This window comes from Kitasatospora paranensis, assembly GCF_039544005.1.
In the GTDB taxonomy this organism is placed as follows: domain Bacteria; phylum Actinomycetota; class Actinomycetes; order Streptomycetales; family Streptomycetaceae; genus Kitasatospora; species Kitasatospora paranensis.
The window spans coordinates 8,253,200-8,278,604 of the sequence record NZ_BAABKV010000001.1; the positions used below are offsets into that span (position 1 = coordinate 8,253,200).

A 25,405-nucleotide genomic window follows, 5' to 3' on the forward strand; every position below is an offset into this window, starting at 1 on the left:
GCCCGTGGGCCGCCCGCCGCCCGGCCGCCGCACTTCCCCCCGCGTGCCACTCCTGTGCTGCCATATTCAGATGACGGACACTCAGTTCCCCCGACTGAAGCACGGATCCGATGCCTGGCTCGCGGCCCGGGACAGCATGGTCGAGATCATCAAGGGCTGGGCGGCCGACGGCAGGACCGACTACTACGGCACGCTGAGCGAGGCGCTGAGGGAGGCAGGCTTCTCGGTCCCGCCCCGGGGCACGCTGATGAGCAACCTCCTGGAGGCCGTGTGCCGGGTCGAGGCCGACCGAGGCGCCCCGGTGATGCTGACCGCCATCGTGGTGAACAAGCGGACCAAGCGGCCGTCCGGCCAGTTCGAGGTACTCGCCGGGACGACGCCGTTCCGGCGCGGGGACGAACCGGGCTGGACCTGGGAGACGGAGAAGAACCGGGTGTTCGCCCACTACCGCTGATGCCCAGGGCCCACCGCCACCGCCGACGGCCTCGTGGAGGCTCCGGATCGGCCGTCGGGCGCCGTTGTCAGTGCTGTGGTGCCGTCGTGGGCCGGAAAGCGGTGGTGAGGGCCTGGACGAGGGCGTCGACCAGCGGGTCGGTGCACTCCGTGGGGCGGGCGGCGACGATCCGGCTGGGCGGGTGGCCGTCGACCGGGACGAAGGCGATGCCTTCGCGTACGTGCCGGACGGCGGCTCCGGCCGGCAGCAGACCCACCGCGTTCTCCCACAGCACGCTGTGCAGGCATTCCTCGACCGATGCCACCACCGGGCCGGGTGCGTCGTCCTCGGCGGCGAGCCAGTAGGCGCGCCACTGGGCGTCCGTCCTGGCCGGCAGCCGGAACCGCGGCCGGCCAGCCAGCTCCGTCAGGTGGATCCGGTCGCGGCGCGCGAGCGGATCGTCGGCCGGCACGGTTGCCACGACGGGCTCCGCCGCGAGCGGGCGGACGGTCAGACCGGCGGTGTCGAACGGGAGTCGGGTCAGGGCCAGGTCCACCCGTCGCTCCCGCAGCCCGGCACTCGGGTCGGTGACCGGGGCCTCCCGCAGCCGTACCCGCAGACCGGGGTGGCTGCGCCGCAGTGCGGCCAGGGCCGCCGGGCCGGCGTCCAGGCCCGCACCGGCGACGACGCCGATGACGAGCACCCGGTCGGCCCCGACGCCGCGTACCCGCTCCCGGGCGCGTTCGGCCCGCTCCAGGAGGTCGTGGGCCTCCGCCAGTAGTACTTCACCGGCCGGGGTGAGCCGCGCGCCGGTCGGGATCCGGTCGAACAGCCGGCAGCCGAGATCCGCCTCCAGATCCCGGATCCGGCGGCTGAGCGGAGGCTGGGCGAGGTGCAGCCGGGCCGCGGCACGGCCGAAGTGGCCCTCCTCGGCCACCGCGACGAAACAGCGCAACGCTCGCAGGTCCATGACCGGCCACGATACCGAGAACGGAACCGGACCTTCGAAACCGGTCTTGGACGGGCCCCGCCCGCGTGCGCTGGGGTGGTGTCGGGCGCCGGACAGCAGCGTCCGCGGCCACCGTCGAACGAGGAGTCCAACCGTGTACGAGCACCCCGATGACCTGCACCGCGCCCGCTCGGTGGGCCGCGCCGCCCCGGCGGAGTTCGCCGCCTGGCTCGCCTTCCAGGAGGCGGTCGACCGGGAGGACGGCGCGGTGCCGCGGCACTACCGCGAACTGATCTCGGTGGCCGTCGCCCTCGTCACCCAGTGCTCGTACTGCCTGGACGTGCACACCGCGGCCGCCCGCCGACACGGGGTGAGCGCCGAGGAACTCGCCGAGACCGCGTTCGTGGCCGCCTCGGTCCGGGCGGGCGGCACGCTCGCGCACGCCCTGCTCGCCGACCGCCTCTACGAGCAGCACGGCCGGGCCGAAGCGCCGGGCGCGCACGACCACGCCGGGACGCCCCTGCACGGCTGAGCGGGCGCCGCCCCGGGCCCTGGCCCCGCGAAGGGATGCCGGGGTGTGCGGGCGGCGGCCACGGCGAGTTCCGCGGCCAGGGCTACCACCCGGAGCCGGTGTGCGTCAGCTCCAGAATGCGTTGCCGGTCTCCAGGTCCGTGACGCATTCGTCCAGGTCGGTGACCTTCTCGCCGACGATCCTGAACATGATCCCGCCGTCGGCGTCCAGCTGCTTGCCGCCTCGTTCGGCGGTGGCGCGGTGCACCGACATGACGTGGCCCCGGCCGTCGACGAAGAGGTTCTGCAGCTCGACCCTGAAGGAGCCGGCACTCTCGGTGGCGAGCTTCCGGTAGTACTCCAGGACCTCGTTCAGCCCCTTGTAATCGCCGGAGAGGGGGTGGTCGCCGGGAACGTGATGGGTCACGTCCTTGGCGAGGATCTCGGACAGGGTGGTCATGTCCCCGCGGGAGAACGCTTCGTATCCCTTGCGTACCAGCGCGATGTGTGGGTGCTCGGTCATGATGGATCACCTCTCTGGCCTCGACGCCATGCTTCCAGCCTGTCACTGCCTCGGTGGCACGACGACTCGGCGATGCCCGGGGCCGGGCCGGTCGTGGCCCCCGAGCGCGGCTGCGTACTGGCCCGGACCGGCCGATGACCGAGGAGGGCGATCCGAAGGAGAGGGCTCCGCGGGTCTGCGGCACGTCCTTTCGCAAGCCTGCCCGGCGCTCCACCGTCCCGAGCGCATGTACTCGTGGATGAACGACTACGGCAGGCTCCGACGCTGCACGGGGAAGAACGGCAACGTCGTGGACGTCCACCTCCACCTCGCCGCCGCTCTCGCCACGCTCCGTATGCATGGGCGGCCCCACCGGGTACGACCGGGTGGGGCCGCCGTCGTTCAGACCGACTCTTGATCGCCGGTGCGTAGTACGGCGGGGCGACCACCACCCAAGCGGGGTCGACCGGAATCCCGCGACCGTCGAGGGTGACGGTTGCGGTGACCGGACCGTCGCCGGTGTCGTCGTGCCAACCGTCATTGTTGGCGAAGGTGCTGATCGGCCGGTAGTCCCAGGAGGCGGCGCGCCGAAACCGCCGAGGACCAGCAGGCGCCCGTCCTCGTCGGTGCGCAGTTCGCCGAGATGGACCTCCGTGCTCATGAACGTGCCATTGCGGAACTGGTAGTCCGGGCCGGCCGTGCTGCGCCCGGTGATCGCGATCGGGCCCGCATCGATGACCAGATCCTGGCGGCCCTCCCCGGTGATCCGCGTTGCGCAGCGCGGACGGCTTTCGAAACCGCGCCGCCTCGCGTTTGATCGCGCCCGCCGGGCGTCCCACTCGACGCCCTCCGATGGTCTGGGCCCCTGCGCTGCCGACCGGCAGCGCTGCCTCACCGCCGCCCGCACCCTCCAACCCCATACGGCCGCCCGTGGCGGCCCCGGCAGGGCAGTGGCCCGGAACGCTTCGTGCGCGCCCACCCGGCCGCGTGCGGCCGGGCGCGCCGGACGTCGGAGCCGTCCCCGCGGCAACCCGCCGCCGTGGACGGCCGCCGGTGCGGCCCGCGGTCGCGGTCACGTGGACCGCAGCGCCCCCGGAGGCACGCCTGAATTCCGGCTGCCGACTGCCGACGATCCCCGGCACCGGCCCGGTCGATGCGGCTCGACGGCAAGGTGCGCAGGTGATCCGCGGTCAGCGGCGGCCGGTGGCCAGGATGACGAGGAACTGGCCGCCGCCCGCCTCGATGTCGGCGGTCACCGGCAGCCCCGGCACCAGTCGGGAGAACCGGTCCACCAGCCAATCCGCCGTCTCCTGGGCGTCCTGCCTGGTCGGACAACGGCCCACCATCTCGCGGCCCCCTTGCGCTCCAGTCTCGCGGCCACGGTGATCAGCGGCGCGGGCTCGACCACGTACAGGCGCTCCGGCCAGGCGATGACCACCTTGACCGCGCCCTTGCGGGTGTTGCAGGCACGGTGCGCGAGCCGCTCGGCGACCTTGGCCTTCCGGTCCGCCGTCCGGCTGTCGACACTCGGCCCCCGCGGGTCGTTCACCGACTTGTCGGGGTCGACCGGTTCGTCGCACACCCAGCATCGCCAGCCGTCGCGCTCAGCCACATCATCGAGGAGACTCACCCGGTCAAACTAGCCTGCCCGGCCGTCACCGTGCGCACCAGGTCCTCGGCAACCGGGTGAGCGGTGGTCCGTGATCCTCCGGGATCGGGGGACAACGCTGCCGCGGAACGGCCGGACCGGACGGCGACGGTGCGAGGCTGGTCCCTCAGGACGGTTCGGCCGGACGGCAGTAGCGGCGGACGAGCTCCCCGTGCTCCGGGAAGCGCGCCAGCAGGTCGTCGACCCGGCCGAGCGTCATGTCGGCGTAGTCGAAGCCGGGCGCGACCGCCTCGCTGATGAGCCCGTGGTCACCGGCCGTCAGGTGTGAGGCCTTCCAGACGCCTCCGGGTACGGCGAGCACGAGCACCTGACCCCGCTCCGGCGCCTGGCCGAGGACCGCGGCCTCGTACCGGCCGTCCGGGTGGATCAGGTGGTAGGTGATCGGGTCGCCGTGGTGGTGGAAGTGCAGGATGTCGGACCGGTTGAGGTGCCAGTGCCCGATCGGCGACCACCGGGTCAGCAGGTAGTGGATGGACGTCAGTGTGTAGCGCTGCCCCACCGGCGTCCGGACCCGGGGACGGTGGTCCGCCTGGAAGGTCCGCCGGAAGTAGCCGCCTTCCACGTGCGGTTCCAGACCCAACAGGTCGATCCACTGCTGCGCCGTGGGCATGTCCGCCTCCTTCGTCGTCGGTGCTCCGATTGTGGCGCGCCGGGCGGCGCCGACACGGGACGGCGCGGCCGGTCCCGCTGCGGAGGCCGAGACCTTCGACAGGGGCGATGACCGGGCCGATGGGGAGCGGACCTCGCCGACCTCGGCGGCTGGCTGCCGGGCTCGTCCGAGTTCGGCATGGCCTGACGACGACGGGGGCGGGTCGTCGTCCCGGTGGGCGCTCGGCGGTTGCTTCCGGTGCGCTACTTCGGCTTCTTCCCGTGCCGGCCGCCCTTTCGAATCTGTCCCTGCTCCCCGTCACCGGCGGGCTGCTTCGTGGCGGGTGCAGTGGCCGCAGGACCGCGGGCCTGCGGCCCGTCGGCGGGCGTGGGCGGAGGGATGACGGGTACCGCGAGGGCCGGCAGCTGACGGCCCGGGGTCGGTGTGGCGTTCGACGGCGCCGCGGTCGGCGTCGTGGTGGGCAGGGCGGCCGGACGGTGACCTGTTGCGGGGCCGTCGTCGAGGGCGGCGCTGCCGCCCAGACCGGTGAGGACGAGGAGTGAGGCCGCGGCCAGGAGCGGTTTCCGGGGCCGCGGTCGTGGGAGAACGGCCCGCGTGTGACGCCGAGGCCGGCCGACGGCGGCCGCCGCCCCGTTTTCGGCCGGTTCCGGGGAGCCCAGGAGCCGGGCACAGGAGTCCGCGGGCGGGCGGCGTTCCGGGTCCATGTCGGTCATCCGGCGCAGGGTCGTCGTCAGGCCACCGGGCAGGGAAGGGGGACGAACGGCGGGCGGTGCAGGCGCGCCGCCGCTGCCTCTATGGGGGCTCCGGTGTACTCGCGGTGCCCCGTCAGGCATTCGATCAGCAGGAGACCCAGGGCGTACACGTCGGCCGGGGCCAGCGCACCCTGGCCCCGGATCTGTTCCGGGGCGAGGTAGGCCGGGGTGCCGACGATCAGGCCGGTGCCGGTGAGTGCTTCGTCGTCGGGCGCGGAGGACTCGCCGAGGAGGCGAGCGGCGCCGAAATCGGCGAGCCTGGCGCGGCCGTCGGTACCGATCAGGACATTGGAAGGCTTGACGTCCCGGTGGACGACCCCGTGGGAGTGGACGAACGCCAGGGCCGCCGCCAGGTCGCATCCGAGCCGGCGGACCTGGTGGGCCTGCAGCGGTTCGGACCGCAGCACTGCGGCCAGCGTGAGGCCCCGCACCAGTTCCAGGGCGAGGTAGGGCCGGTCCGCGACAACGCCGTAGTCGTAGACCTCGATCAGACCCGGGTGGCGGAGCCGGGCCAGCAGCCGCGCCTCCGTGCCGAACCGCCGGGCGGTGTCCGCACTCGCGTCGGGCCGGAAGACTTTGAGGGCCACCTCGCGGTCCAGCCGCTCGTCCACGGCGTGCAGGACGTCGGCCCCGCCGCCCCGCCCCAGCAGCGCGCACACGCGGTACCGCTGCGCGAACAGTGCTGTCACTGGGCTGTTTTCGGCGGTCACGGTCATGCGGGTCTCCCGAGGCCGGAGGTTGCGGGCCGTCTGCGCGCTGGTGGAACGCGGGCGAACGGCCGCCTACCCCGCGATCCCCCGGAACACGCTCCGGACGTCGACGGGGGTCGTCGGTCCCTGACACCGCAGGGACCGACCGGGGGTCGGGCGGCGACCGCGACTGTGAAGATCCCCTCCCCGTCCGTGGCGACCGCGCACACAATCCCGGTGCGGGCCGGCTCCCGGAGGCTCCGTCATGTCCGCTGTGTAAAAGGTTGGTCTACTGAGCGGTCGAGATGGCCATCGCTCTTGCCCGGCTCATGACAGTTCGTCATTCTTACTGCCACCCCCGTACGCCGCCCCCACACGCGGCCGGGGTTGATGTGTGTGCCTCCTGATCGCCCCCCACAAAGGAGCCAGCGTGCGCCGATTCCTCATACGCGTCGCCACCCTCGCGGCAGCAGCCACCACTCTCGCCGTGCCCGTCGCACCGACCGCCGCGACGGCCGCCCCGGGACTCTCGTTCCGCCCCCTGCAGTACAACACCAACGGCTACAACTGGGGTGGCTACGCCGCCACGGGCAGCGGTTTCACCTCCGTGTCGGCGACATGGACCGAGGCGAAGGCGACCTGCAAGTCCACCAACGACCTCTACGCCCCCTGGGTCGGCATCGACGGGTACGGCTCGTCCACCGTCGAGCAGACCGGCGTGGCGACGGACTGCTCCAGCGGCAGCCCCGTGCACCAGGCCTGGTACGAGATGTACCCGGCGAACCCGGTCTACCTGAGCCTCAGCTCGTACCCCGTGTCGGCGGGTGACGTCGTCAACGCCTCGGTGACCTACGCCGGGAGCAACAAGTACACCCTGAAGCTGACCGACTCCACGCGGGGCTGGACCTTCACGACGACCAAGACCCTCTCCGCGAGCCGCACCAGCGGCGAGGTCATCATCGAGTCGCCGACCGGTTCCTACCCGAACTTCGGTACGCTGAGCTTCACCTCGGCCACCATCAACGGCAAGTCCCTCAGCTCGTTCGGCCCGGTTGCGCTCGATCCGAGCGCGAACGGCACCTACGAGGCCCGCACCAGCGCGCTCGGCTCCGGCGGTACCAGCTTCACAGAAACGTTCCTGCACGCGTAGCCGCACGTGCGCCGGGGCGTCCTACGACCGCCCCGGCGCACGCGGTCCCCTCCGGGCCGGGTCCGTGTCGCCCGGAGACGCAGCCGCTCACCCTTCGGGCAAGCCCCTCAGGACCCGATCCAGTGCCGACCGGCCTGCGGGCCCCCAGTGCGGCTTGCCGCCGGGCAGGCCGCGGTCCCCGTTACGGCCCATCAGCATCAGGAACAGGCACTTCATCGCGGCCAGCCCGCGCGCCCGTCGGACCGTCGCCTCGTCCGCTCCTGCGTAGCTGCTGAAGAACCGTGAGGCGCCGCCCGCGGGGAGCAGCAGCCAGGCGGCCGCAAGGTCCCACGCGGGGTCGCCGGCGAAGACTGCGCCGAAGTCGACGACGCCCGCCAGTGTGCCGTCCGCGACCACGACGTTCGCGGGATGCAGGTCGCCGTGGACCCACACCCGCGGGCCCTCCCACGCGGGAGCCGCGACCGCGTCCTGCCACACGGTCCGAATGTCGTTCTCGGCGAAGCACCCGAGGTCCACGGCCTGCAGGAAGTGCTCGAAGCCGTCCGTGCCCTCGTCCGGGTGGGCGCCGAAGTCCGAGGCGTCCGGCGCGTCGGCGGGCGCCTTCGCATGCAGCGCCGTGAGGAAGGCCGCCAGCGTGTCGGCCGCGTGGTCGCCGCGGGTGATCGAGCCGTGGTCCAGCGGCGTGCCCTCGACCCAGGTCATGACGGTCCAGATCTTGGGGAAGCGCTCGGACGGTGCACCGCTCCGTACCGGGGTCGGGATCGGAAGCGGGAGGCGCGGGGCCAGTACCGGCAGCCAGCGGCGCTCCTTGAGCTGCAGATCGGGGAGGGTGTCCATCCGCTGCATCCGGACGGCCAACTCGTCCCCGAGGCGCCACATCTGATTGCCCCAGCCGCCCTCCACCTCGCGGATGGGCAGCTCGGACAGGTCCGGATGCTGGTCGCGCAGCAGGTCGCGGACCAGATCCTCGCTGATCTCGATCTCGGGTTCGATCATGGGGAGTCACAGTACGTGAGGCGGGCGGAGCCGGCCCGGCTCTCAGGGAGATCCGTCTCGCCGGCCTGGTGTCCCGCTCGTCGCCGCCGGCCTGGTGATCCGCTTCGTCCGTCTGCGCCGGCGTGGCTCAGCCCGGTCCGAGCCGGTCGGCCCCGCCCCCACCTCGACCGGTGTCGAAGGCCGACGTGCCGCTGGGGAGCGGATCGGCGAGGTAGTGCTGGATGGTGGGGGTGAGGAGGTCGGTGACGGCGTCGGGGAGAGGGCCGCGATGTCGCCGACCTGCCAGATGTAGCGGTTCATGACCATGCCGACCATCTGCGTCGAGATGAGGCTGGCTCGCAGGCTGCGTTCGGCGTCGGGCAGGCTGTGGGAGACGACCGACAGGACGAGCTCGGTGAACAGCTGCCGCAACCGCTCCATGGCGGAGGGTTCCTGAGACGCCGTCAGAATGATGGAGCGCAGGATCTCGGCGGAGGCCGGATCCTCCCACAGGCCCATGGTGGCCTGTACGAATGCGCGTCCGCGCTCCGGCAGCGGGTGTTCGGCGGCGGCGGCCACGGCCGCGCCGAAATTCTCGGGAGGCTGCATGACCGCTTCCAGCAGCCCGGCCTTGTTGCGGAAGTAGTAGAGCACCAGGCCGGGATCGACCCCGGCGTCCTGGGCGACCGATCGCAGTGAGGTCGCGGCGTAGCCGCGGGTGGCGAAGGTACGACGGGCGGTGGCGAGGATCCTGTCCGCCTGCTCTCCGCGTTCACCCCGGGGGCCTCGCCCAGTCACACCGCATCACCTTCCACAGCCGATCGAGGAGGGGACTTCCCGTCCCGCGAATTTCATCATACGCTGAAACTAGTTTCCACAAGTGAGGAAATTAGGAGTTCGCCATGCACACGCTCAAAGATGAATGGATCACGGCATCCGACGGTGCCCGGATCTGCGTCGATGTCCACCTGCCCGACGGGGACGGCCCCTTCCCGTCGCTGTACGCCGTGGCGCCGTACCAGAAGGACCTGCTGCACCTGCCGCCGGTGTCGGCGTTCCGGTTCATCGAGACCGGCCCGATCGACTACTGGACGGGCCACGGCTACGCGGTCGTGGTCGGCGACCAGCGCGGCACCGGAAAGTCCGAGGGGAGTTCGAGCTGTTCGGACCGGCCGAGCAGCGCGACTTCCACGACACCGTCGAATGGATCGCCGCCCGCCCCTGGTCGACCGGCAAGGTGTCGATGCTCGGCGAGAGCGCGTACGGCGTGAACCAGTGGCTCGCCGCCGCGCAGCGCCCGCCGCACCTCACCTGCGCGCTGATCTACAACGGCTTCACCGACCTCTACCGCGACGCGGTCTACCACGGCGGGATCTACTCGATGGGGTTCCTCACCTTCTGGTCGACCGACAACCTCCGGGCCGCCGCCACCATCGGCGGCGGCGCCCGCCCGCCCCGGCGGCGTCGGCGCCGACATCGTCGGCATGACCCTGGACCGGCCCGTCGCCGACGACTGGTGGGAACAGCGGGCGGTGAGGGTGGAGGACATCGACATCCCCGTGCTCAACGTCGCCTGGTGGTCCGCCGTCGGGCTGCACCTGCGCGGCCAGCTCGACGGCCACGAGCGGCTCAAGGGCACCGACAAGCGGCTGCTCGTCCTCGCCGGCACCGACAGCCACGAGCGCTACTACGACCCCGACTTCCTCGACACCTACATCCGCCCCTGGTACGACCACTGGCTCAAGGGCATCGACAACGGCGTCATGGAGAGCCCGCCGGTCCGTCTCCAGGTCGCCAACTCCGGCCGCCGGCCACGCGCAGAAGCGGAATGGCCGCCCCGGCGGGCCGTGCCGACCAGGCTCTACCTGACCCCGGAGCCCGCACACGCCGTCCACTCACTCAACGACGGCAGCCTCCGCACCACCCCACCCGCCGAGCCGGCCGGGCGGCCGACCGGCTACGCCTACCCCGACCCCGCGTGGACGGTGGGCACCACCGTCATTACCGAGGGAATCCCCCAGCCCACCCGCGGCATCCTCACCTTCACCACCCCACCCCTGAACGAGGACGTCGAGGTCACCGGGAAGATCACCCTGGTGCTGTACGCCGAGTCGGACCAGGCCGACACGGACTTCCACGTCAAGCTCTCCGAGCAGCAGGCCGTCCCGAGGCTCAGGAACGCCCTGATGCGCAGGTTCGCCAAGCACGTACCCCCGCCCTCGGCGATGGTCACCCGCGGCTGGCTGAAGGCCTCCCACCGCGTCCACCCGCCCCGGCCGATCGAACCGGGCGCCGTCGTCCGCTACGAGATCGAGGTCTGGCCGACCTCCTACCTGTTCCGCCGGGGCAGCCGCATCCGCCTGGAGATCGCCAACGGCGACTCCGCGGTCGCCGACGGGCTGTTCCACCACTACTACGGCCACCAGGTGGGCCACGGCCTCATCCACCACGACGCCGAACACCCCTCCCACCTCGTCCTGCCCGTCGTCCACTGACCCGCGACATCGCATCGGAGCACCCACCATGGCCGCCACGCCGTCCGAACCGAGCCCCTCCATCCTGCGCCCCACCGCCGCCCCGAGCCGACTGGTGCGACCGACCGCCATCTGCATCGGCCTCCTGGCGAACCTCCTGTACATGCTCGTCCTCAAGGCGGCCTTCGGTTACGACCTGAAGACGCCCGCCGAGTTCGGCCAACCGACCCACTCCGTCCTGGTCGGCCTGGTCAGCGCCTCCTCCGTCGTGCCGACCCTGCTCGGCTGGGCCCTGCTCGCACTGCTGGAACGGTTCGTCCCACGGCGGGCCACCGTCGTCTGGACGGTGCTCGCGGTCGTCACGCTCATCGGCAGCCTCCCCTACAACGGAGCCGGAGTGACCGTCACCGACCAGCTCCTGCTGACCCAGATGCACCTGATCGTCGGCGCGGCCGTGATCCCCACCTTCATCATCACCTCCCTGCGCCGATCCTGACGCAGCCCCCGGTCCGCACGGGCCACCGCACGCCACACGCCCCGCACACCTGCACGCCGCACACCCCGCATTCACACCACTGCACGCCGCCCACCCCGGAGACCGCCGTGACCATGCCCTACCTCGCCCAGCCCGATCAGCAGCAGACCCTCGAATGGATCGGCGGTGGACACTTCACGGTCCTCCTCGACAGCGCGGCCACCGAAGGCCAGCTCTCCGTCGGACGGTTCGACCTCCAGAAGGGCGAGGCGCCGCCCATCCACCTCCACACCCGCGAGGACGAGATGTTCCTCCTCCTCAAGGGAGAGGCCCTGGTCTGGGTCGGGGACGAGCGTCACGAACTCTCCGAAGGCGGCGTCGTCTATCTGCCCCGCAACATCCCCCACGGCTACCGCATCACGTCCGACCGCGCCGACCTCCTGCTCATGACCACCCCGGCCGGCATCGAGGAGATGTTCCGGCACGCCGGACGCGACGTCACCACCCCGCGCCCCGAGGGATTCGAGATCACCAAGGACCTGCTGGCCGAAGCCGCCGCCCTGCGCGGCAACGTCATCCTCGGGCCGCCCCGATGATCCCCGCCCTCGCCGCACCGCCCACCCGGCCCCCCGACCGAGAAGGAACCCCTTGACCAACCTCGCCACCCTGCTGACGGACTCCGCGTGGGTCCACGGCGATCGGACCGCCGTCCGCGACGGGAACTCCGCGCTGACGTACGCCCGCCTGGACGACCTGAGCGCACGGGCCGCCGCGCTGCTGCGGGACCGGGGCGTCCGCCCCGGTGACCGGGTCGCCGTGATCATGCCGAACGTGCTGCACTTCCCCGTCGTCTACTACGCCGTCCTGCGGCTGGGTGCCGTGGTCGTGCCGATGAACCCGCTGCTCAAGGCGGGTGAGATCGCCTTCACCCTGCGCGATTCCGGCGCCCGGACGCTCCTGGCCTCACCCATGGCGGCCACCGAGGCGGCCGAAGCGTCCGCCGCCACCGGGACCGACTTCCTGGTCGTCGAACCGGCCGGCTTCGACGCACTCCTCGACCGCACCGAACCGCTGCCCGGCGTCGCCGACGCCCGGGGCAGCGACCTCGCCGTGATCCTCTACACCTCCGGCACCACCGGTACGCCGAAGGGCGCCGAACTGACGCACCGCAACCTTCTCGGCAACACCGCCACCGTCGTGCAGACCCTGTTCCATGTCACCCCGGGCGACGTGCTCTTCGGCGGCCTGCCGCTGTTCCACGCCTTCGGCCAGACCTGCGGCCTCAACGCGGCCGTGGCCGCGGGCGCCACGCTGACCCTGCTCACCCGGTTCGATCCGGCGGCCGCACTGGAGACGATCCGCCGGGACGCCGTCACCGTCCTGCTCGGCGTCCCGACCATGTACGCGGCACTGCTGCACGCCGAACTCCCCGACGGGTTCGACGCCCCTCGTCTTCGTCTCGCCGTCTCCGGTGGTGCGTCCCTCCCCGTCGAGGTGCTGCACGGCTTCGAGAAGCGCTTCGGCGTCGACGTGCTCGAAGGCTACGGCCTGTCCGAGACGTCGCCGGTGGCCGCCTTCAATCCGCCGCACCGCCCTCGCAAACCCGGCTCCATCGGCCTTCCCGTCCGTGGTGTGGAACTGCGGCTGGTCAGGACGGACGGGACGACCGCCGGTCCCGGTGAGATCGGCGAGATCGCGATCCGGGGCGAGAACGTGATGGCCGGCTACCACAACCGTCCGCAGGCCACCGCCGAAGCGATCCGCGACGGGTGGTTCCACACCGGTGACCTCGCCCGCGTCGACGAGGACGGCTACCACTTCATCGTCGACCGCACCAAGGACCTGATCATCCGCGGCGGCTGCAACGTCTACCCGCGCGAGATCGAGGAGGTCCTGTACGCGCATCCTGCGGTCGCCGAGGCCGCCGTCGTCGGCATACCGGACCGGCTGCTCGGGGAGGAGGTCGCCGCGGTGGTGGTCCTCAGGGCCGACGCCCGGGCGACTGCGCCGGAGATCCGCGACCATGTGAAGGCGGAGGTCGCCGCCTACAAGTACCCGCGCGTCGTCACCTTCGCCGAAGCCCTCCCCAAGGGGCCGACCGGCAAGATCCTCAAGCGCGAGATCGTCGTCGCCCGGGCTCCGGCCCCGGTCGAGTCCCGAGCCGGGTCCTGACCGGACCGGACCGGGCCTGCGCCCCCCGACCCCGCGCCGAACGCCGGGACGCCGTCCGAGGCGGGGCCGGCCTCCGGGGTCACGGCACGCTCGCGTCAGCCGGTCGTGCGGGTCAGCGCGACCACGGGGATCCGGCGCCCGGCGCTCTCCTGGAATCCGGCGAAGTAGGGCGTGTGCTCCAGCTGTCGGCCCCAGAGCCGTGCACGCTCCGCGCCCTCGACCTCGGTCGCCGTCACCTCGTACGTCTCGGTGCCCACCTCGACACCGGCCGCCGGATCGGCCAACAGGTTGTGGTACCAGCCGGGATGGCTCTCCCTGCCGCCGTTGGCGGCGAAGACCACGAGCCGCTCCCCGTCCCGCAGGTAGGTCATGGGCATCGTCCGTGACTGCCCGCTGCGGGCCCCGACGGTCGTCAACAGCAGGAGGGGAACCCCCGCGAAGTCACCGCCGACGACTCCGCCGGCGGACCGGAACTCGTCGATCACCAACTGATTGCGCCGCAAACGTTCCGACATGGATGTCAGTCCTTTCCGAGCACCGTGGGTCCCTCGCCCGAACGGCCGGGTGGCCGAAGTCCAGCCGGAGGAACGCCGCTCGTCAAGACCGGCCGCGACCGACCCGACCGGTGGCGGCCGGGGCGGGGCCGATCCGCCAGGGTCCGAGCTTCTCGGGGTTGCGCACGGCCCAGATGTTCCTGATCCGGTCCCCCGCGATCCCGAACGCGAACACGGTCACGGTGGTGCCGTCCTGCTGCGCCGCCAGGCCGGGCAGACCGTTGACCGTGCACTCCAGGAAGGTCGTCCGGTCGCCCGAGACACGCGCGATCTCGGCGTAGGCACGGGCGATCCGCCCACCGCCCATGATCGGGCGCAGGTGGGTGACGGCCAGCCCGCCGCCGTCGGCGGTCGCGGTGGCATCGGGGGCGAGCAGACCGATCAGGGCGTCGATGTCCTTGGCCTCCCATGCCGTTCTGAACCTCCTGACGATGGCGGCCTGCCCGGCGTTCGGGCCCGCCGGGACCTCTGCCGTGCGGATGCGGCGGCGGGCGGACGAGGCCAGTTGGCGGCACGCCGCCGGGGTGCGGCCCATGATCGCGGCGACCTCGCCGAACGGGTAGCGGAACACGTCGTGCAGGACGAACGCGACCCGCTCGGCCGGTGTCATCGCGTCCAGGACGACCAGGAAGGCCATCGTCACCGACTCGTCGAGGGTGACCCGGTCCGCCGGGTCCGTCCCGCCGACGCCGGAGCGCCCGGTGATCCACTCCGTGGGCTCGGGCAGCGGCTCCGGGATCCAGTCGCCCACGTACGTCTCCCGTCTGGCCCGCGCCGAGCCGAGCAGGTTCAGGCAGATGCGGGCGGCGACCGTCACCAGCCAACCGCCGGGCGACTCGATGGCGCGCTGCTGCTCCGAGGACATGGCGTACCAGCGGGCGTAGGTCTCCTGCACGACGTCCTCGGCATCGGTGACGGATCCGAGGAGCCGATAGGCGAGGTTGATCAGCCGGTGCCGCTCGCTCATGATCGCGCCGAGGCCCGGATCGTCCCGATCGTCACCGGGCCCTTCCGCTCTGGTCGTCATGGTCCGGCCCTCTCCCTGGATCGCCTCGGTGTCTCCACCCGTCACCCCGTACGACAGCGCAGCCCCCGGAATGTGAGGCCGACGCACGCCTCACATTCCGCGGCGCTGCGCTGTCGTACCGGTGAGGACGACAACACGCTGGAGAGGGGACTGTGATGAACGACTTCCAGGCCATCGCGGACCGTGTCGAGATCGAAGCGCTGCGCGGCGAGTTCACCGATGCCGCAATGATGCGCGACCGGCCCCGCCTGGCATCGCTGTTCACACCGGACGGTGTGCTGCGGATACCCGACATCCCCGCCGAGCAGGTCGGCCGCGAAGAGATCCGGACCGGTGGCGAGCGGCTGCAGAGCCAGTGGGACTTCTTCGTCCAGACCACGCACCCGGGCACCATCCTGCTCGACGGCGACACCGCGACCGGCCGCGCCTACATCCAGGAACTCGCGCGCACCCTCGACGGACGCCAGGGCCTGAACTACGCCGTCTACCACGACCGTTACCGGCGCACGGCGGAGGGCTGGAAGTTCGCCGAGCGGGTGTACGAGGTCAGGTACCTCGACACCTCCCCGCTGGCGGGCACGGCGCCCCGCGCGGCCCGGGGCGCCGAGGACGACGCGACGGACGCCACAGCGACCCCGGTGGACGCCACGGCCGCCCCGGCTCCGGCCGTGTCCTTCACCGATCCGGCATCGGCCGAACGGCTGGAGCGAGCGGCCGCCGCGCTGCGCGCCAACGGCTTCGCCGCCGAGATCCTCGACGACGCCGCGGCCGCGCGGGCCCGCATCGGGGAACTGATCCCCGAGGGCGCCGGCGTGCTCACCGGGGCCAGCGAAACCCTGCGCCTGTCCGGGATCGACGAGGACATCAACGCCGGCGGCCGGTACGACGCCGTCAAGCCGCGCGTCCTGGCCATCGACCGTGCCACCGGCGCCGACGAGATCCGAAGGCTGATGGCCGGCCCCGACTTCGTCGTCAACAGCGTCGCCGCCGCCACCGAGACCGGCTCGCTCGTTCTCGCCTCGGGCAGCGGCAGCCAACTGCCGGCCAACGCGGGCGGTGCCGGCCACGCGGTCTGGATCGTCGGCGCCCAGAAGGTGGTGCCCGACCTGAGCACGGCGCTGCGCCGCGTCGAGGAGCACGTCCTCCCGCTGGAGAACGTCCGCGCCCAGGCGGCGTACGGTATGCCCAGCGCGGTCAACCGCCTGCTCGTCCTGAACGCGGAACCCCGTCCGGGGCGCGGCACCGTGCTGCTTCTCCGCGAGGCCATCGGCTATTGACAGGTCCGGGTGAGCCCCGGGTCTCGTTGGGCGGGCCGCGTGGCCTGCGTGGCCCGCGTGCGCAAAGGCCGAAGGGCCCGGCGGTGTGCCGGGCCCTTCGGGTGCCGCGGTGGTCCGGGTGTGGTGTGCCGGGTCGCGGGGTGCCCCGGGTGGTCCCTGTCCGACCGTCCCGGGGCCGGGGGTGGTCGTGTGCGGGTGGGGGCGGTCGGGGCGCGGCAGGTGCTGCCGCGCCGGCCGGTGCCGCCGGTGGGGGCTGGTTCTTAGTACCAGTGGTGGTTCTGCCAGAACGACCAGGCGGCGTTCGGGCTGCCGTAGCGGGAGTTCATGTAGTCGTAGGCCCACTTGATCTGGGTCTTCGGGTTGGTCTTCCAGTCCGCACCGGCGGAGGCCATCTTGGACCCCGGCAGGGCCTGGCCCAGGCCGTAGGCGCCGGAGGAGGCGTTGGTGGCGTGCGTGTTCCAACCGGACTCGTGCGAGATGATCTGGTTGAAGGACGCCAGCTGGTTCGCGGGCACGACCTGGGCGGCGATGGCCTGCGGGGAGAGGGTGGCGGCGGAGGCCGTGGCCGGCATGAGGCCGGCACCCAGGGCGGTGGCTGCGGCGGCGCCGGTGAGAAGAACGGCCGAGGTGCGCATACGAAGCTTAAAAGCGGGCATGAAGAACAGGACCTCAATCGGGTTGGCCGGGTCCCGCCCGCTGACGACCACGGGCCGGACAGGGGCCACGGGTTCGAGTGCGGGACTCGGCGAGGAGCCACGGACCGGCGGGACAGGTGCCGGATGCGGCTGGCGACGAGAGCCATTGTTGGCAGAGTGCCCCCGGCGCTGCCAAGGCCCCCGGCTACGACCCGGCGTCGTAGCGAGGGGAGGATGCGCCGACCGGAATACCGTCGGCGTTCGTCCCGCGGTGGGCGGGCGCCGCGCCGGTGTCGCAACGGCACGGCGCCCGCCCGGACTGCCCGTGGCCCAGGCCGGTCGGGTCTCCTATGTGTCGTCGTAGTGGCCTGTGGCGTGTGAGGACCCTCACCGGCCGCACCCGGTCGCCCGTCACCGAGAAGCCGGACGGGCCGCACGCTCCGTGGCGGCCGCGGCGGCCACCGTGCGAGCGGCGTCACATCCGACCGGCCCGCCGGCGGTCCGCCCCCGGCGCCGGCCGTCACGCGCTGTCGCCGCACCACGCCGCACCGCCCCCGACAGTGGCCGACCTGGCGGTCCTCGACGGCATCGAGCGTGGACCTGCGGCCGAGCCCTGCCCAGGCCGCGGCACGGAACGGCGCCGCTGCCACGACCGGCCCGGTGTCCCCCTTCCGGCGATGTCCTCAGGTGAAGTACAGCGAGGCCTTCTCCAGTACGTGTCCCGTGAACATCCCGCCCCAGGCGACCCGGCCCCGGTACATGGTGATCCGGGCAGCGGCCGGAGTCGGCGCCTCCACCGTGATCGGCCGGCCGACCAGGGAGGTGCCGAGCGTCCGGGCGTCCGCGGCGGCCCACTCCCTCGCGGACTGCTCGACCCGGCCGCCGACCAGGGCGGGCAGGATCATCGCCGCGTTACGGGCACCGGGCAGGCCGCCGCTGCGCAGGTGCTTGCTGTAATCCATTGCCCATCCGGTGAACTCGTGCAGCGAGGCCCGGTCGACCTCGGGAACGGCGGTGGCGAGGACGAACAGCTCGACCTTGGTGCCGAACCACTGCACCTTGCGGTCCGACCGGCTGCCGATCACCACCCGGCGATCACGCCAGGTGGTCGTGGTCACCACACAGCCATCGGCCCTCAGCCGCTCACCGAGCCCCTCCAGGTAGGCGGTGGTGCCGTCGGCCGGCGCTGCTCCGTCGATCTGTCGCTCCGTCATGTACGCCATCCTGCCCCGGGGGTACGACATCGGGAAGGCGGGCGTGACGCTGCCTCCCGACGCCTGGGTCTGATCGCCGCGCCCTCCGGAACCCGCAGTGCGGCGACACCACAGGTCCGTTCGCCGGGTGAAGGCAGCGACGGCCGGAGAGGCTGTGCGTACTCTCGCCCTGTGAATGATCAGGAGCAGTACGTCAGGTATCGCGAGGACTCGAAGGTGCTGGCGGCCATCGGCGTGTGCGTCGACGCTCAGGTCGGCCCGGTCACCGTGCGCCTGCCGAAGGCTTTGGCCGAGGCCGCGGTGGCGGCGTGGGACCGTGACGAGGTGGGTGGGCTGGGTGAGGAGACGTACGAGCAGTACGCCCTGCGGGACTGCGCCGCCGAGCTCGCGTTCATCGGTCTTGCGATCACGCGGCACGGACGCACGGACGGCGAAGAGGTCGTCGTGGACCTGAACGTGGCCTCCGCCGGGGCCGCTGTCCGTGCGTCGCAGTAGGCGGGCTGTGGCCGGGCTGCGCAGGCGCCCCGCGCGCAATGGCCTCGCCAGTGCCGACGGGGAAGGCCACGGGGTCAGTGGGGAGCTCAGGGAGCGAGGACGACGGTCGGGCGGAGTCGGGCGGCCCGGTCGGTCGCGAGGCGGTGGATGAGGACGAACATCACCGGGACCAGCAGTGCCCACGACGACCACACGCCCAGCATGACCGGATGCCAGACCGGCAGTTGGTAGGGGTACCGCCATGCCCCCAGGCAGGTGGCGATGTTCTCGGCGAGCCAGAGGAGGAAGCCGATCAGGGCGAAGGCGAGCGCCAGCGGCATCCGGTGCCGGATCCTGCCGACGGTGAAATGGACCATGCTGCCCGCCGACACCCAGAACAGGGTCAGGGCGAGCACCCACCGCAGATCCGGCAGCCAGTGGTCGGTGAGGAAGTCCAGGTAGGCGCCGGCGGAGACGGCGGTGACCACGCCGGGCCGGTATCGGCTGACCTGCACCTCCAGGATCCGCCAGGCGGAGCAGACGTAGCTGCCGACGGCGGCGTACATGAAGCCGCTGTAGAGGGGCACGCCGGCGACCTTGGTCAGCGCCGCCTCGGGGTAGCTCCAGGAGCCGACGCCGACCTTCACCAACTCCAGCACCAGGCCGAGCAGATGGCACACCGCGATGGCCGCGACGTCACGTCGGGACTCCCAGCCGACGAGCCAGGACAGCGCCGTGAGCGACACCCCGTAGACCAGCAGGAGGTCATAGGGCGGGATCGGGCCGGCCGGCAGCAGTCGCACCGACGCCATCCCGGCGAACAGCGCGACGGCGAAGGCGCAGCTCCGGGCCTGGAGCCAACCGAGGCGCAGCAGTTGTCCGCCGAAGAGGAGGCTGCCGCGCACGAGTGTCGGACGCATGTGCTGATGGACGCATCGTCGGACGCGTCGGGTTCCCTTCCGGACGGGCCCGGATCCCGGCGCACGAGCCGTCGCGACGCCGTGTCGATTCCAGCGATCGGGTTGCACCGTGGGACCGCGCGGGCACGGTGGCACTGCGACCCTCCGGCAATCCCTGCGCTCCGCGACAGCCGCTGGCGTCGGGTTCAGGCGAGGACCTGGGCAAGGACGGCCGTGATGGCGGTGGCCAGGGTGAGGACACCGGCGAAGGCGGTCGCGGCGCGCATCAGGGCGGTCGGGTGGGTGGCTCCGTCGAGACGGGCCAGTACACAGGCGGCGGCGGCCGCCAGAAGTGCGAACACGACGACGAGGGCTGCGGTCAGAAGGACGACGGCGAGGCGATTCACGGCGATCTCCCCAGGGAGGACGGAGGTTGACGCGTTCGACTTTCGCGGAACCGGTGTCGGCCAGGGGCGATCTGGACAAAGCTGGACACCGGTGGACACGCAGGGCTGGGGAGCATGTGAGCACGGAGAGCCATGAGCCTGAGGCGGCACTGGTCGAGCTGCGCAAACGGCTGGACGACGGCCTGGCCGGAACGGGGCTCACCAAGACCATGATCGCCCGACGGGCGGAGCTGAGCCGGGCCACCGTCCAGGCGGCCTTCAGGCCCGGCGGGGCCGCTCCCAGCGCCGCGACGGTCAGCGCGCTGGCCCGCGCCTTGGGCCTGCCGGATGCGGAGCTGCTGCACCTGCGGCGGGCTGCGGTGGCGCACCCGGGTGGCCCGGCGCCGGTGCGGGGGTCGGATCCGGGGAGGCCGATCGCTGCATGGGACCCGCTCGACCTGGAGGTCCACCCCGCCGACACCGCCGGGACGCGGCGGGTGCTGCCCGGCTACGTGTCGCGCCGCCACGACCAGGTCCTCGCCGACGCCGTACGCGAAGCCGCGGACGGCAGGAGCCGGATGCTGGTGCTGGTCGGCTCCTCGTCGACGGGGAAGACCCGGGCGTGCTGGGAAGCCGTCCAACCACTCGCCGCCGGCGGCTGGCTCCTGTGGCACCCGTACGACCCGACGCGGGCCGAGGCCGCGCTCGCCGGGCTCCCGTGCGTCGGGCCGCGCACGGTGGTGTGGCTGAACGAGACCCAGCACTACCTCGGTGACCCGCAGCACGGAGAACGCGTCGCGGCCGCCCTCCACTCCCTCCTCACCGACTCCGCCCGCGGCCCGGTCCTGGTCCTGGGCACCCTGTGGCCCGAGTTCGCCGACCGGTTCGCCGACCTGCCGGGGAGCCGTCGCCTGCCCGCGCACAGCCGGGTCCGGGAGCTCATGGCCGGCCGCACCCTGGGGGTCCCCGACACGTTCGACCGCGAGGCCCTGCGCACCGCCGCCGCCCTCGCCGCCGCCGGGGACAGGGCGCTCGCGGCCGCCCTCACCCGTTCCCGCACCGACGGACGGGTCACCCAGGACCTCGCCGGCGCCCCCGAACTCCTGCGCCGCTATGAGCACGGCACCCCTGCCGTGCGGGCCCTGGTCGCGGCGGCGATGGACGCCCGACGCCTCGGCGTCGGTCCCCTGCTTTCGCCGGCGTTCCTCGCCGACGCCGCCTCCGACTACCTCACCGATCACGATCACGGCCGGCTCGACGACGACTGGGCCGAAGCCGCCCTCGCCGACCTCGCCCGTCCGGTGCACGGCAGGCAGGCCCCCTGGTCTCCGTCAGGCCGCGCCCCTCGCTCCGGCCCCCGGGCGTGCCCGAGCCGGCGGCGATGTTCCGCCCGGGCCCGGAGCCGCTTCTCCGCCTCGCCGACTTCCTCGAACAGCACGGCAGTACGACGCGTCGCAGGCTGTGCCCGCCCGCGTCGTTCTGGCACTCCGCCCACACGCACCTCGTGCACCCGTACGACCTCGCCGCTCTCGCCACCGCGGCCGAGGACCGGCACCGTCTGCAGTGGGCCCACCACCTCCGCCTCCGTGCCGCCGATGCCGGTCATCCGGGTGCCCTGGTCCGACTGGCGCGCGGGCGGGAGCAGGATGGGGACCACGACGGCGCCGAGGCCCTCTACCTGCGGGCCGCCGATCTCGGTGACGTCCGCGCGCTGGCCGTCCTGCTGCGGAGGCGGGAGGACGCCGGAGACCGTGCGGGTGTCGACAGCCTGTGCCGCCAGGCGGCCGACACCGGTGACGCCCACCTGCTGGCGGATCTCGCAGCCCTGCGGCAGACGGCCGGGGACACGCAACGTGCCGAAGCCCTGTACCGGCAGGCCGCCGAGTGCGGCGCCGATCCGCAGATTCTTGCGCTCATGGCACACCTGCACAGCGAGGACACCCGCAGGCAGCTCGAAGCATTTGATCGCAGACTCGCGGCCTATCGGCAGCCTGCAGACCGCCGACAGTCCGCGAGCGGTCGCCTGTACGCCCAGACCGCCCTGACGATGATGCGGGAGAAGCCCGGCGGGTACGAGACCATCGACGACCTCGAGCGGCTGGCCGACGCGGGGGACCCGCACGTCATGGCAGGCCTGGCGATGGTGCGGGAAAGGGATGGGGACGGGGCGGGCGCCGAGGCGCTGGTTCGCCGGGCCGCCGACGGCGGGTACGCCTTCGCGCTGGCCGGCCTGGCCGAGATGCGCGAGGAGGCCGGGGACGTGACGAGTGCCGGCGACCTCTACCGGGAAGCGGCCGACGCCGGGCAGCGCTCCCGCTACCTGGCGAGGACACTGCCCTACGGCCTGGACCCCGACGGCTCGCCCACCCCGGCCTGGAGCTGAACAGGAGGCGGTGGCACCCGGCTCGCGGGGCCGGCGCAGCGGTGCTGCGGCGCGGTCCGGGTGTTCTCGGGGCCTCGGTGGTCGGAGGATGGGGAGGACGTGCCGCCGGATCCGTCCCAGGACATCGGCGGCCACCACCGGACGGGCGAGGAAGCAGGAGAACGGCATGGCGATTCAGCGGATGGACAACGTGGGCATCGTCGTGGAGGACATGGAGGCCGCCATCGCGTTCTTCGTGGAACTCGGCATGGAGCTGGAGGGCAGGGCGGAGGTCGAGGGCGCCTTCGCCGACCGGTGCACCGGACTCGACGGCGTCCGGTGCGACATCGCGATGGTCCGGACCCCGGACGGTCACAGCCGGCTGGAGCTGGCGAAGTACCGCAGCCCCGCGGTGATCGGCGCCGGGCCGCGCAACCGTCCGCACAACATCCTGGGCACGCACCGCGTCATGTTCGCCGTCGACGACATCGAGGACACCGTCGCCCGCCTGCGCCCGCACGGCGCCGAACTCGTCGGGGAGATCGCCCGGTTCGAGGACAGCCATCTCCTCTGCTACCTCCGCGGCCCGGAGGGCATCATCGTCGGACTGGCCGAGCAACTGAACTGAACAGGGGAACGGTCACCCCGGGGCGGGCACCCGCCTTCGCCGCCGCCACCAGCTGCAGAAGGCTCCGGCCTTCCGGCCCGGGGGACGGGCCGGAGCAGCCGTCACCGCAGGCCCCGGAGACCGTCGCGCAGGCGCCGGGCGTCCCGCAGACGCTTCTCGTAACCCGCACCGAGGACCAGCAGGAGCAGCCCGGCCGCGGCCAGCGGAACCCAGCGCGGCAGCAGTCCCACCACCTGGACCACCGTCGGCGCCAGCTCGTGACCCGCCGTCACCAGCAGGGCACCCCCGCCCAGCACCACCGGCGCCTGCAGACGGAACCGCACGCCGAGCACGGTCACCCCGAGCGCGGCGGCGCCCAGCAGCAGCGGACGGAGCCAGCTCCCGTCCGACCCCAGCGCGAGGACACTCGGCGCAAGCCCGAGGCCCAGCCCCGGTCCGTACGCCGCCCAGGAGGACAGCGCCGCGTCACGGCGGTGCCGCAGGTGGCCGACCGCCAGCGCCGCACCGGCCGTGCTCAGGGTGTACGCCTCGGGCGTGACCACCCCGAGGAGCGCCAGACGCACCCAGGACGAGGCCAGCAGCAGAACGGTCGCCGCGATCCCGGCCGGCACCCGCCGGTCGGCGCGCAGCGCGACCGTGGCGGCCCCCACGCCGGCCGCCGCCAGTCCGAACCCCAGCACCCCCGGGTGCGCGGCCATCAGCCCGAGCGCCACCGCTGCCAGCGCGTATCCGGTACCCTCCACCGCCCCGGCCACCTGCCGGAGGCTCGCGGGGACGCCCCTCGCGGCACCGGACGGCTCCTCCCGCGCGCCCGCGGCGGACGCCGCGCCGGAGGCGGGTTCGCCCCGCCCGGCCCTGCGGGCGAGCAGGGCGGCCACCGGCGCGGTGGCGGCGGCGGCGCCGAGGACCGCCAGCGCAAGGGACGGTTGCGTCAGGCCGACCGTGTCGGCGATCGCCGCGGTCTCCAGGCCGAGGAGGAGCACGGCACCGGCCGCCGCCACGGCAGCGGCCGACCCCAGGGGCCGCCCCGGGCCACGGCCCGCCGGGCAGTCTCGGCCGCGAGCGCCGCGCAGGTGCCCAGAGCGATCACGGTGGCCGTTCGGTCCGCCGACGCCCAGACGAGCGCGAGCCCGCCCGCGACCACGAGTGCGGCCCACGCCGCCCTCCGCTGCGGCCGCACCCGGACCGCCGCGTCCGTCACCGCCGCGAGCAGCAGGGCCCAGCCCACCGACACCCCGTACGGCAGGCCGACGGCCGGCACCGCCAGGGCCACCACGGGAAGACCCACCGCCACGGCCCCGGACACCAGGACCCCGGCCGGCAGCCGGACGGACTTCAGCGCGGCCACCGCGCCCAGCGCCACTGCGGCCAGTGCGAGCCCGATCAGCGCGGAGCCCGGCACCTCCCAGTGCGCCCGCCCGTCCCACGCCGTCCCGTCGCCCCATCCCCAGGCGGCGGGCGCGTGACCGAGCGGTACAAGGGCGGCGGCCAGCACCTGCGGCACCGTCCCCAGCGAGGCCGTCCCGAGCACCCCGGACGCCGCGTACAGGACACCGGCCCAGGCCGTCCGAGCGACGGGTTCCGAAGCCGGTACCCGGGCCGCACCGGCCCCCGCGGCCGTCCCCTGCCCGGCCTCCGTCCCCTGTCCCGCCGCCCTGCCCTGTCCCGCGTCCGGCCGGTGCCGCAGCAGCACGCCCGCGCCCACCACGAGCAGCATCGCGGGCAGTCCGTACGCCACCGCCGTCCAGTCCCACGGCAACAGCCGGCGCAGCGTGCCACCGGCCGCGGCGAGGACCGCCACGGCCGCACCGGCCGCAAGCGCCCGCCGGGCGCCGTGCGGCAGACCGGACAGCCGGAGCGCCGACCCCATCCCCAGGGCCGCCAGCACACCCAATGGCCCCCAGGCCGCAAGGGCTTCCCCGAACCCGACCGACAGCACCGACCCGAATACCGCGACGACGCCGCCGAGCAGCGCCCACCCCGTCGCGAAGCCCGCCCCGACCCGTCGGAACGTCACCTCGCCGGGCCGTCCCGGCGACACCGCGCGGGCGAGCCGACCCCGCGCACGCCGCTCCGCACGCGCCAGCAGCACCACGTCCAGGACCGTCGCCCCGACCATCGCCGCCGCGTACGCCTCCACCCGCTCCACCCCGGCCGCCGCCAGGGCCAGCAGCGCAGGCACCCGCATCAGCAGGAAGCCCGCCGCGAGCGGGAACCGCAGCCGCTGCCCATGGCCGTGGGCGAGGGACCCGGCGGCCAGGAGTGCGGTGGCACCGGCCCAGTAGCCCAGCCCACCGATGCCGTCGAGCCCGGCGAGACCGGCGGCCCGGGCCGCGTAGCAGTCCAGGACCAGGAGGCCCAATCCGACGGCGGCCGCCGCCTCCGCGGTCGAGGTGAGTCGGCGGCGGCGCAGCGGGGACGGGAGGGCCAGCGCGACGGCCGTGACGGCGAACAGGACGGCGCTGCGCCCGGCGAGGCCCAACCGTCCCCAGCTGACCACGGTGAACACCAGGGCGGCGACGCTCACCAGCAGACCGCCGAGCACCAGCAGCACGGTCTGCGCGGAGCGGCCGGAGACCTCGGCCGGGC

At 73.1% G+C, this 25,405-nt stretch carries 26 protein-coding genes and 3 pseudogenes; 13 read left to right on the forward strand and 16 right to left on the reverse strand.

The window, feature by feature from the left end; genetic code table 11:
* Positions 1 to 70: 70 nt before the first annotated feature.
* Entirely contained in the window at positions 71 to 454 is a 384-nt protein-coding gene (locus ABEB13_RS39295) for a hypothetical protein (protein WP_345709386.1), read from the forward strand.
* Positions 455 to 521: 67 nt separating this feature from the next.
* Here ABEB13_RS39295 and ABEB13_RS39300 read toward each other — a convergent pair whose 3' ends face one another.
* On the reverse strand, positions 522 to 1,403 hold the full coding sequence (locus tag ABEB13_RS39300) for a LysR family transcriptional regulator (RefSeq protein ID WP_345709387.1): 882 nt from the start codon (positions 1,401 to 1,403) through the stop codon (positions 522 to 524).
* Between the two features lie 133 nt (positions 1,404 to 1,536).
* Here ABEB13_RS39300 and ABEB13_RS39305 point away from each other — a divergent pair, with 133 nt between their 5' ends.
* Entirely contained in the window at positions 1,537 to 1,914 is a 378-nt protein-coding gene (locus ABEB13_RS39305; RefSeq protein WP_345709388.1) for a carboxymuconolactone decarboxylase family protein, read from the forward strand.
* Between the two features lie 105 nt (positions 1,915 to 2,019).
* On the opposite strand, the gene ABEB13_RS39310 is transcribed toward ABEB13_RS39305, so the two are convergent.
* The 5 genes and pseudogenes from ABEB13_RS39310 to ABEB13_RS39325 all read right to left on the reverse strand — a co-directional run bounded on the left by ABEB13_RS39310 (position 2,020) and on the right by ABEB13_RS39325 (position 6,114).
* On the reverse strand, positions 2,020 to 2,415 hold the full coding sequence (locus tag ABEB13_RS39310; protein ID WP_345709389.1) for a nuclear transport factor 2 family protein: 396 nt from the start codon (positions 2,413 to 2,415) through the stop codon (positions 2,020 to 2,022).
* Positions 2,412 to 3,373: pseudogene (locus ABEB13_RS41020) on the reverse strand (LodA/GoxA family CTQ-dependent oxidase). Before ABEB13_RS41020 ends, ABEB13_RS39310 begins: the two are co-directional and overlap by 4 nt.
* A 211-nt stretch (positions 3,374 to 3,584) precedes the next feature.
* Positions 3,585 to 4,024 (reverse strand): annotated as a pseudogene (locus ABEB13_RS39315) (hypothetical protein).
* Positions 4,025 to 4,169: 145 nt separating this feature from the next.
* Positions 4,170 to 4,673 (reverse strand): cupin domain-containing protein, encoded by a 504-nt coding sequence (locus ABEB13_RS39320; RefSeq protein ID WP_345709390.1) that lies wholly within the window; start codon positions 4,671 to 4,673, stop codon positions 4,170 to 4,172.
* Between the two features lie 730 nt (positions 4,674 to 5,403).
* Positions 5,404 to 6,114, reverse strand: a complete 711-nt coding sequence (locus ABEB13_RS39325) for a serine/threonine-protein kinase (RefSeq protein ID WP_345709391.1) — start codon at positions 6,112 to 6,114, stop codon at positions 5,404 to 5,406.
* Between the two features lie 430 nt (positions 6,115 to 6,544).
* Here ABEB13_RS39325 and ABEB13_RS39330 point away from each other — a divergent pair, with 430 nt between their 5' ends.
* Entirely contained in the window at positions 6,545 to 7,264 is a 720-nt protein-coding gene (locus ABEB13_RS39330) for a G1 family glutamic endopeptidase (RefSeq protein ID WP_345709392.1), read from the forward strand.
* Between the two features lie 87 nt (positions 7,265 to 7,351).
* Here ABEB13_RS39330 and ABEB13_RS39335 read toward each other — a convergent pair whose 3' ends face one another.
* Positions 7,352 to 8,260: a phosphotransferase gene (locus ABEB13_RS39335; protein WP_345709393.1), complete on the reverse strand. Its 909-nt coding sequence runs from the start codon at positions 8,258 to 8,260 to the stop codon at positions 7,352 to 7,354.
* A gap of 42 nt (positions 8,261 to 8,302) precedes the next feature.
* Positions 8,303 to 9,037: a TetR/AcrR family transcriptional regulator gene (locus ABEB13_RS39340; protein WP_345709394.1), complete on the reverse strand. Its 735-nt coding sequence runs from the start codon at positions 9,035 to 9,037 to the stop codon at positions 8,303 to 8,305.
* A 104-nt stretch (positions 9,038 to 9,141) separates the two neighbouring features.
* On the opposite strand from ABEB13_RS39340, the pseudogene ABEB13_RS39345 reads away from it, so the two are divergent.
* The 5 genes and pseudogenes from ABEB13_RS39345 to ABEB13_RS39365 form a co-directional block, all read left to right on the forward strand.
* Positions 9,142 to 9,656 (forward strand): annotated as a pseudogene (locus tag ABEB13_RS39345) (CocE/NonD family hydrolase); the annotation flags it as partial.
* Between the two features lie 67 nt (positions 9,657 to 9,723).
* Positions 9,724 to 10,734, forward strand: coding sequence for a CocE/NonD family hydrolase (locus ABEB13_RS39350; protein ID WP_345709396.1), 1,011 nt, complete (start codon positions 9,724 to 9,726; stop codon positions 10,732 to 10,734).
* Between the two features lie 28 nt (positions 10,735 to 10,762).
* Complete coding sequence (locus tag ABEB13_RS39355; RefSeq protein WP_345709397.1) at positions 10,763 to 11,209, forward strand: DUF6069 family protein; 447 nt, start codon at positions 10,763 to 10,765, stop codon at positions 11,207 to 11,209.
* A 113-nt stretch (positions 11,210 to 11,322) separates the two neighbouring features.
* Positions 11,323 to 11,784 (forward strand): cupin domain-containing protein, encoded by a 462-nt coding sequence (locus ABEB13_RS39360; protein ID WP_345709981.1) that lies wholly within the window; start codon positions 11,323 to 11,325, stop codon positions 11,782 to 11,784.
* A gap of 52 nt (positions 11,785 to 11,836) precedes the next feature.
* Complete coding sequence (locus ABEB13_RS39365; RefSeq protein ID WP_345709398.1) at positions 11,837 to 13,360, forward strand: long-chain-fatty-acid--CoA ligase; 1,524 nt, start codon at positions 11,837 to 11,839, stop codon at positions 13,358 to 13,360.
* A 95-nt stretch (positions 13,361 to 13,455) separates the two neighbouring features.
* Here the strand turns inward: ABEB13_RS39365 and ABEB13_RS39370 are convergent, their stop codons facing one another.
* Positions 13,456 to 13,875 (reverse strand): nitroreductase family deazaflavin-dependent oxidoreductase, encoded by a 420-nt coding sequence (locus ABEB13_RS39370; RefSeq protein WP_345709399.1) that lies wholly within the window; start codon positions 13,873 to 13,875, stop codon positions 13,456 to 13,458.
* Positions 13,876 to 13,957: 82 nt separating this feature from the next.
* Entirely contained in the window at positions 13,958 to 14,941 is a 984-nt protein-coding gene (gene sigJ, locus ABEB13_RS39375) for an RNA polymerase sigma factor SigJ (RefSeq protein ID WP_345709400.1), read from the reverse strand.
* Between the two features lie 155 nt (positions 14,942 to 15,096).
* Here sigJ and ABEB13_RS39380 point away from each other — a divergent pair, with 155 nt between their 5' ends.
* On the forward strand, positions 15,097 to 16,218 hold the full coding sequence (locus tag ABEB13_RS39380; protein ID WP_345709401.1) for a nuclear transport factor 2 family protein: 1,122 nt from the start codon (positions 15,097 to 15,099) through the stop codon (positions 16,216 to 16,218).
* A gap of 260 nt (positions 16,219 to 16,478) precedes the next feature.
* Here ABEB13_RS39380 and ABEB13_RS39385 read toward each other — a convergent pair whose 3' ends face one another.
* Positions 16,479 to 16,874, reverse strand: coding sequence for an aggregation-promoting factor C-terminal-like domain-containing protein (locus ABEB13_RS39385; protein WP_380232472.1), 396 nt, complete (start codon positions 16,872 to 16,874; stop codon positions 16,479 to 16,481).
* Between the two features lie 662 nt (positions 16,875 to 17,536).
* On the reverse strand, positions 17,537 to 18,067 hold the full coding sequence (locus ABEB13_RS39390; RefSeq protein ID WP_345709402.1) for a hypothetical protein: 531 nt from the start codon (positions 18,065 to 18,067) through the stop codon (positions 17,537 to 17,539).
* A 171-nt stretch (positions 18,068 to 18,238) separates the two neighbouring features.
* Between ABEB13_RS39390 and ABEB13_RS39395 the strand changes: the two genes are divergently transcribed.
* The gene (locus ABEB13_RS39395; protein WP_345709403.1) at positions 18,239 to 18,562 is read left to right on the forward strand and encodes a hypothetical protein; all 324 of its coding nucleotides are present in this window, start codon (positions 18,239 to 18,241) and stop codon (positions 18,560 to 18,562) included.
* A gap of 86 nt (positions 18,563 to 18,648) precedes the next feature.
* On the opposite strand, the gene ABEB13_RS39400 is transcribed toward ABEB13_RS39395, so the two are convergent.
* Together ABEB13_RS39400 and ABEB13_RS39405 are read right to left on the reverse strand one after the other, a co-directional pair.
* Positions 18,649 to 19,461 (reverse strand): DUF817 domain-containing protein, encoded by an 813-nt coding sequence (locus ABEB13_RS39400; RefSeq protein WP_345709404.1) that lies wholly within the window; start codon positions 19,459 to 19,461, stop codon positions 18,649 to 18,651.
* 185 nt (positions 19,462 to 19,646) lie between these two features.
* Positions 19,647 to 19,847, reverse strand: a complete 201-nt coding sequence (locus ABEB13_RS39405; RefSeq protein WP_345709405.1) for a hypothetical protein — start codon at positions 19,845 to 19,847, stop codon at positions 19,647 to 19,649.
* A 116-nt stretch (positions 19,848 to 19,963) separates the two neighbouring features.
* On the opposite strand from ABEB13_RS39405, the gene ABEB13_RS39410 reads away from it, so the two are divergent.
* The 3 genes from ABEB13_RS39410 (at position 19,964) to ABEB13_RS39420 (ending at position 22,816) form a co-directional block, all read left to right on the forward strand.
* Positions 19,964 to 21,871, forward strand: coding sequence for a helix-turn-helix domain-containing protein (locus tag ABEB13_RS39410; RefSeq protein WP_345709406.1), 1,908 nt, complete (start codon positions 19,964 to 19,966; stop codon positions 21,869 to 21,871).
* Positions 21,872 to 21,873: 2 nt separating this feature from the next.
* A complete protein-coding gene (locus ABEB13_RS39415) occupies positions 21,874 to 22,209 on the forward strand; it encodes a hypothetical protein (RefSeq protein ID WP_345709407.1) in 336 nt (111 codons plus the stop codon).
* Positions 22,210 to 22,375: 166 nt separating this feature from the next.
* Entirely contained in the window at positions 22,376 to 22,816 is a 441-nt protein-coding gene (locus ABEB13_RS39420) for a VOC family protein (protein ID WP_345709408.1), read from the forward strand.
* A gap of 101 nt (positions 22,817 to 22,917) precedes the next feature.
* Here ABEB13_RS39420 and ABEB13_RS39425 read toward each other — a convergent pair whose 3' ends face one another.
* Positions 22,918 to 23,799, reverse strand: coding sequence for an SCO7613 C-terminal domain-containing membrane protein (locus tag ABEB13_RS39425; protein ID WP_345709409.1), 882 nt, complete (start codon positions 23,797 to 23,799; stop codon positions 22,918 to 22,920).
* Entirely contained in the window at positions 23,748 to 25,361 is a 1,614-nt protein-coding gene (locus ABEB13_RS39430; protein WP_345709410.1) for a hypothetical protein, read from the reverse strand. Before ABEB13_RS39430 ends, ABEB13_RS39425 begins: the two co-directional genes overlap by 52 nt.
* Between the last annotated feature and the right edge of the window lie 44 nt (positions 25,362 to 25,405).

Bases quoted from the DNA above. Each gene is read 5' to 3' on its own strand.
- ABEB13_RS39355 (WP_345709397.1), top strand. From the start codon at position 10,763: ATGGCCGCCACGCCGTCCGAACCGAGCCCCTCCATCCTGCGCCCCACC.
- ABEB13_RS39350 (WP_345709396.1), top strand. From the start codon at position 9,724: ATGACCCTGGACCGGCCCGTCGCCGACGACTGGTGGGAACAGCGGGCG.
- ABEB13_RS39310 (WP_345709389.1), bottom strand. From the start codon at position 2,415: ATGACCGAGCACCCACACATCGCGCTGGTACGCAAGGGATACGAAGCG.
- ABEB13_RS39335 (WP_345709393.1), bottom strand. From the start codon at position 8,260: ATGATCGAACCCGAGATCGAGATCAGCGAGGATCTGGTCCGCGACCTG.
- ABEB13_RS39295 (WP_345709386.1), top strand. From the start codon at position 71: ATGACGGACACTCAGTTCCCCCGACTGAAGCACGGATCCGATGCCTGG.
- ABEB13_RS39320 (WP_345709390.1), bottom strand. From the start codon at position 4,673: ATGCCCACGGCGCAGCAGTGGATCGACCTGTTGGGTCTGGAACCGCAC.
- ABEB13_RS39420 (WP_345709408.1), top strand. From the start codon at position 22,376: ATGGCGATTCAGCGGATGGACAACGTGGGCATCGTCGTGGAGGACATG.
- ABEB13_RS39370 (WP_345709399.1), bottom strand. From the start codon at position 13,875: ATGTCGGAACGTTTGCGGCGCAATCAGTTGGTGATCGACGAGTTCCGG.
- ABEB13_RS39380 (WP_345709401.1), top strand. From the start codon at position 15,097: ATGAACGACTTCCAGGCCATCGCGGACCGTGTCGAGATCGAAGCGCTG.
- ABEB13_RS39415 (WP_345709407.1), top strand. From the start codon at position 21,874: ATGATGCGGGAGAAGCCCGGCGGGTACGAGACCATCGACGACCTCGAG.
- sigJ (WP_345709400.1), bottom strand. From the start codon at position 14,941: ATGACGACCAGAGCGGAAGGGCCCGGTGACGATCGGGACGATCCGGGC.
- ABEB13_RS39390 (WP_345709402.1), bottom strand. From the start codon at position 18,067: ATGACGGAGCGACAGATCGACGGAGCAGCGCCGGCCGACGGCACCACC.
- ABEB13_RS39300 (WP_345709387.1), bottom strand. From the start codon at position 1,403: ATGGACCTGCGAGCGTTGCGCTGTTTCGTCGCGGTGGCCGAGGAGGGC.
- ABEB13_RS39385 (WP_380232472.1), bottom strand. From the start codon at position 16,874: ATGCCCGCTTTTAAGCTTCGTATGCGCACCTCGGCCGTTCTTCTCACC.
- ABEB13_RS39360 (WP_345709981.1), top strand. From the start codon at position 11,323: ATGCCCTACCTCGCCCAGCCCGATCAGCAGCAGACCCTCGAATGGATC.
- ABEB13_RS39400 (WP_345709404.1), bottom strand. From the start codon at position 19,461: ATGCGTCCGACACTCGTGCGCGGCAGCCTCCTCTTCGGCGGACAACTG.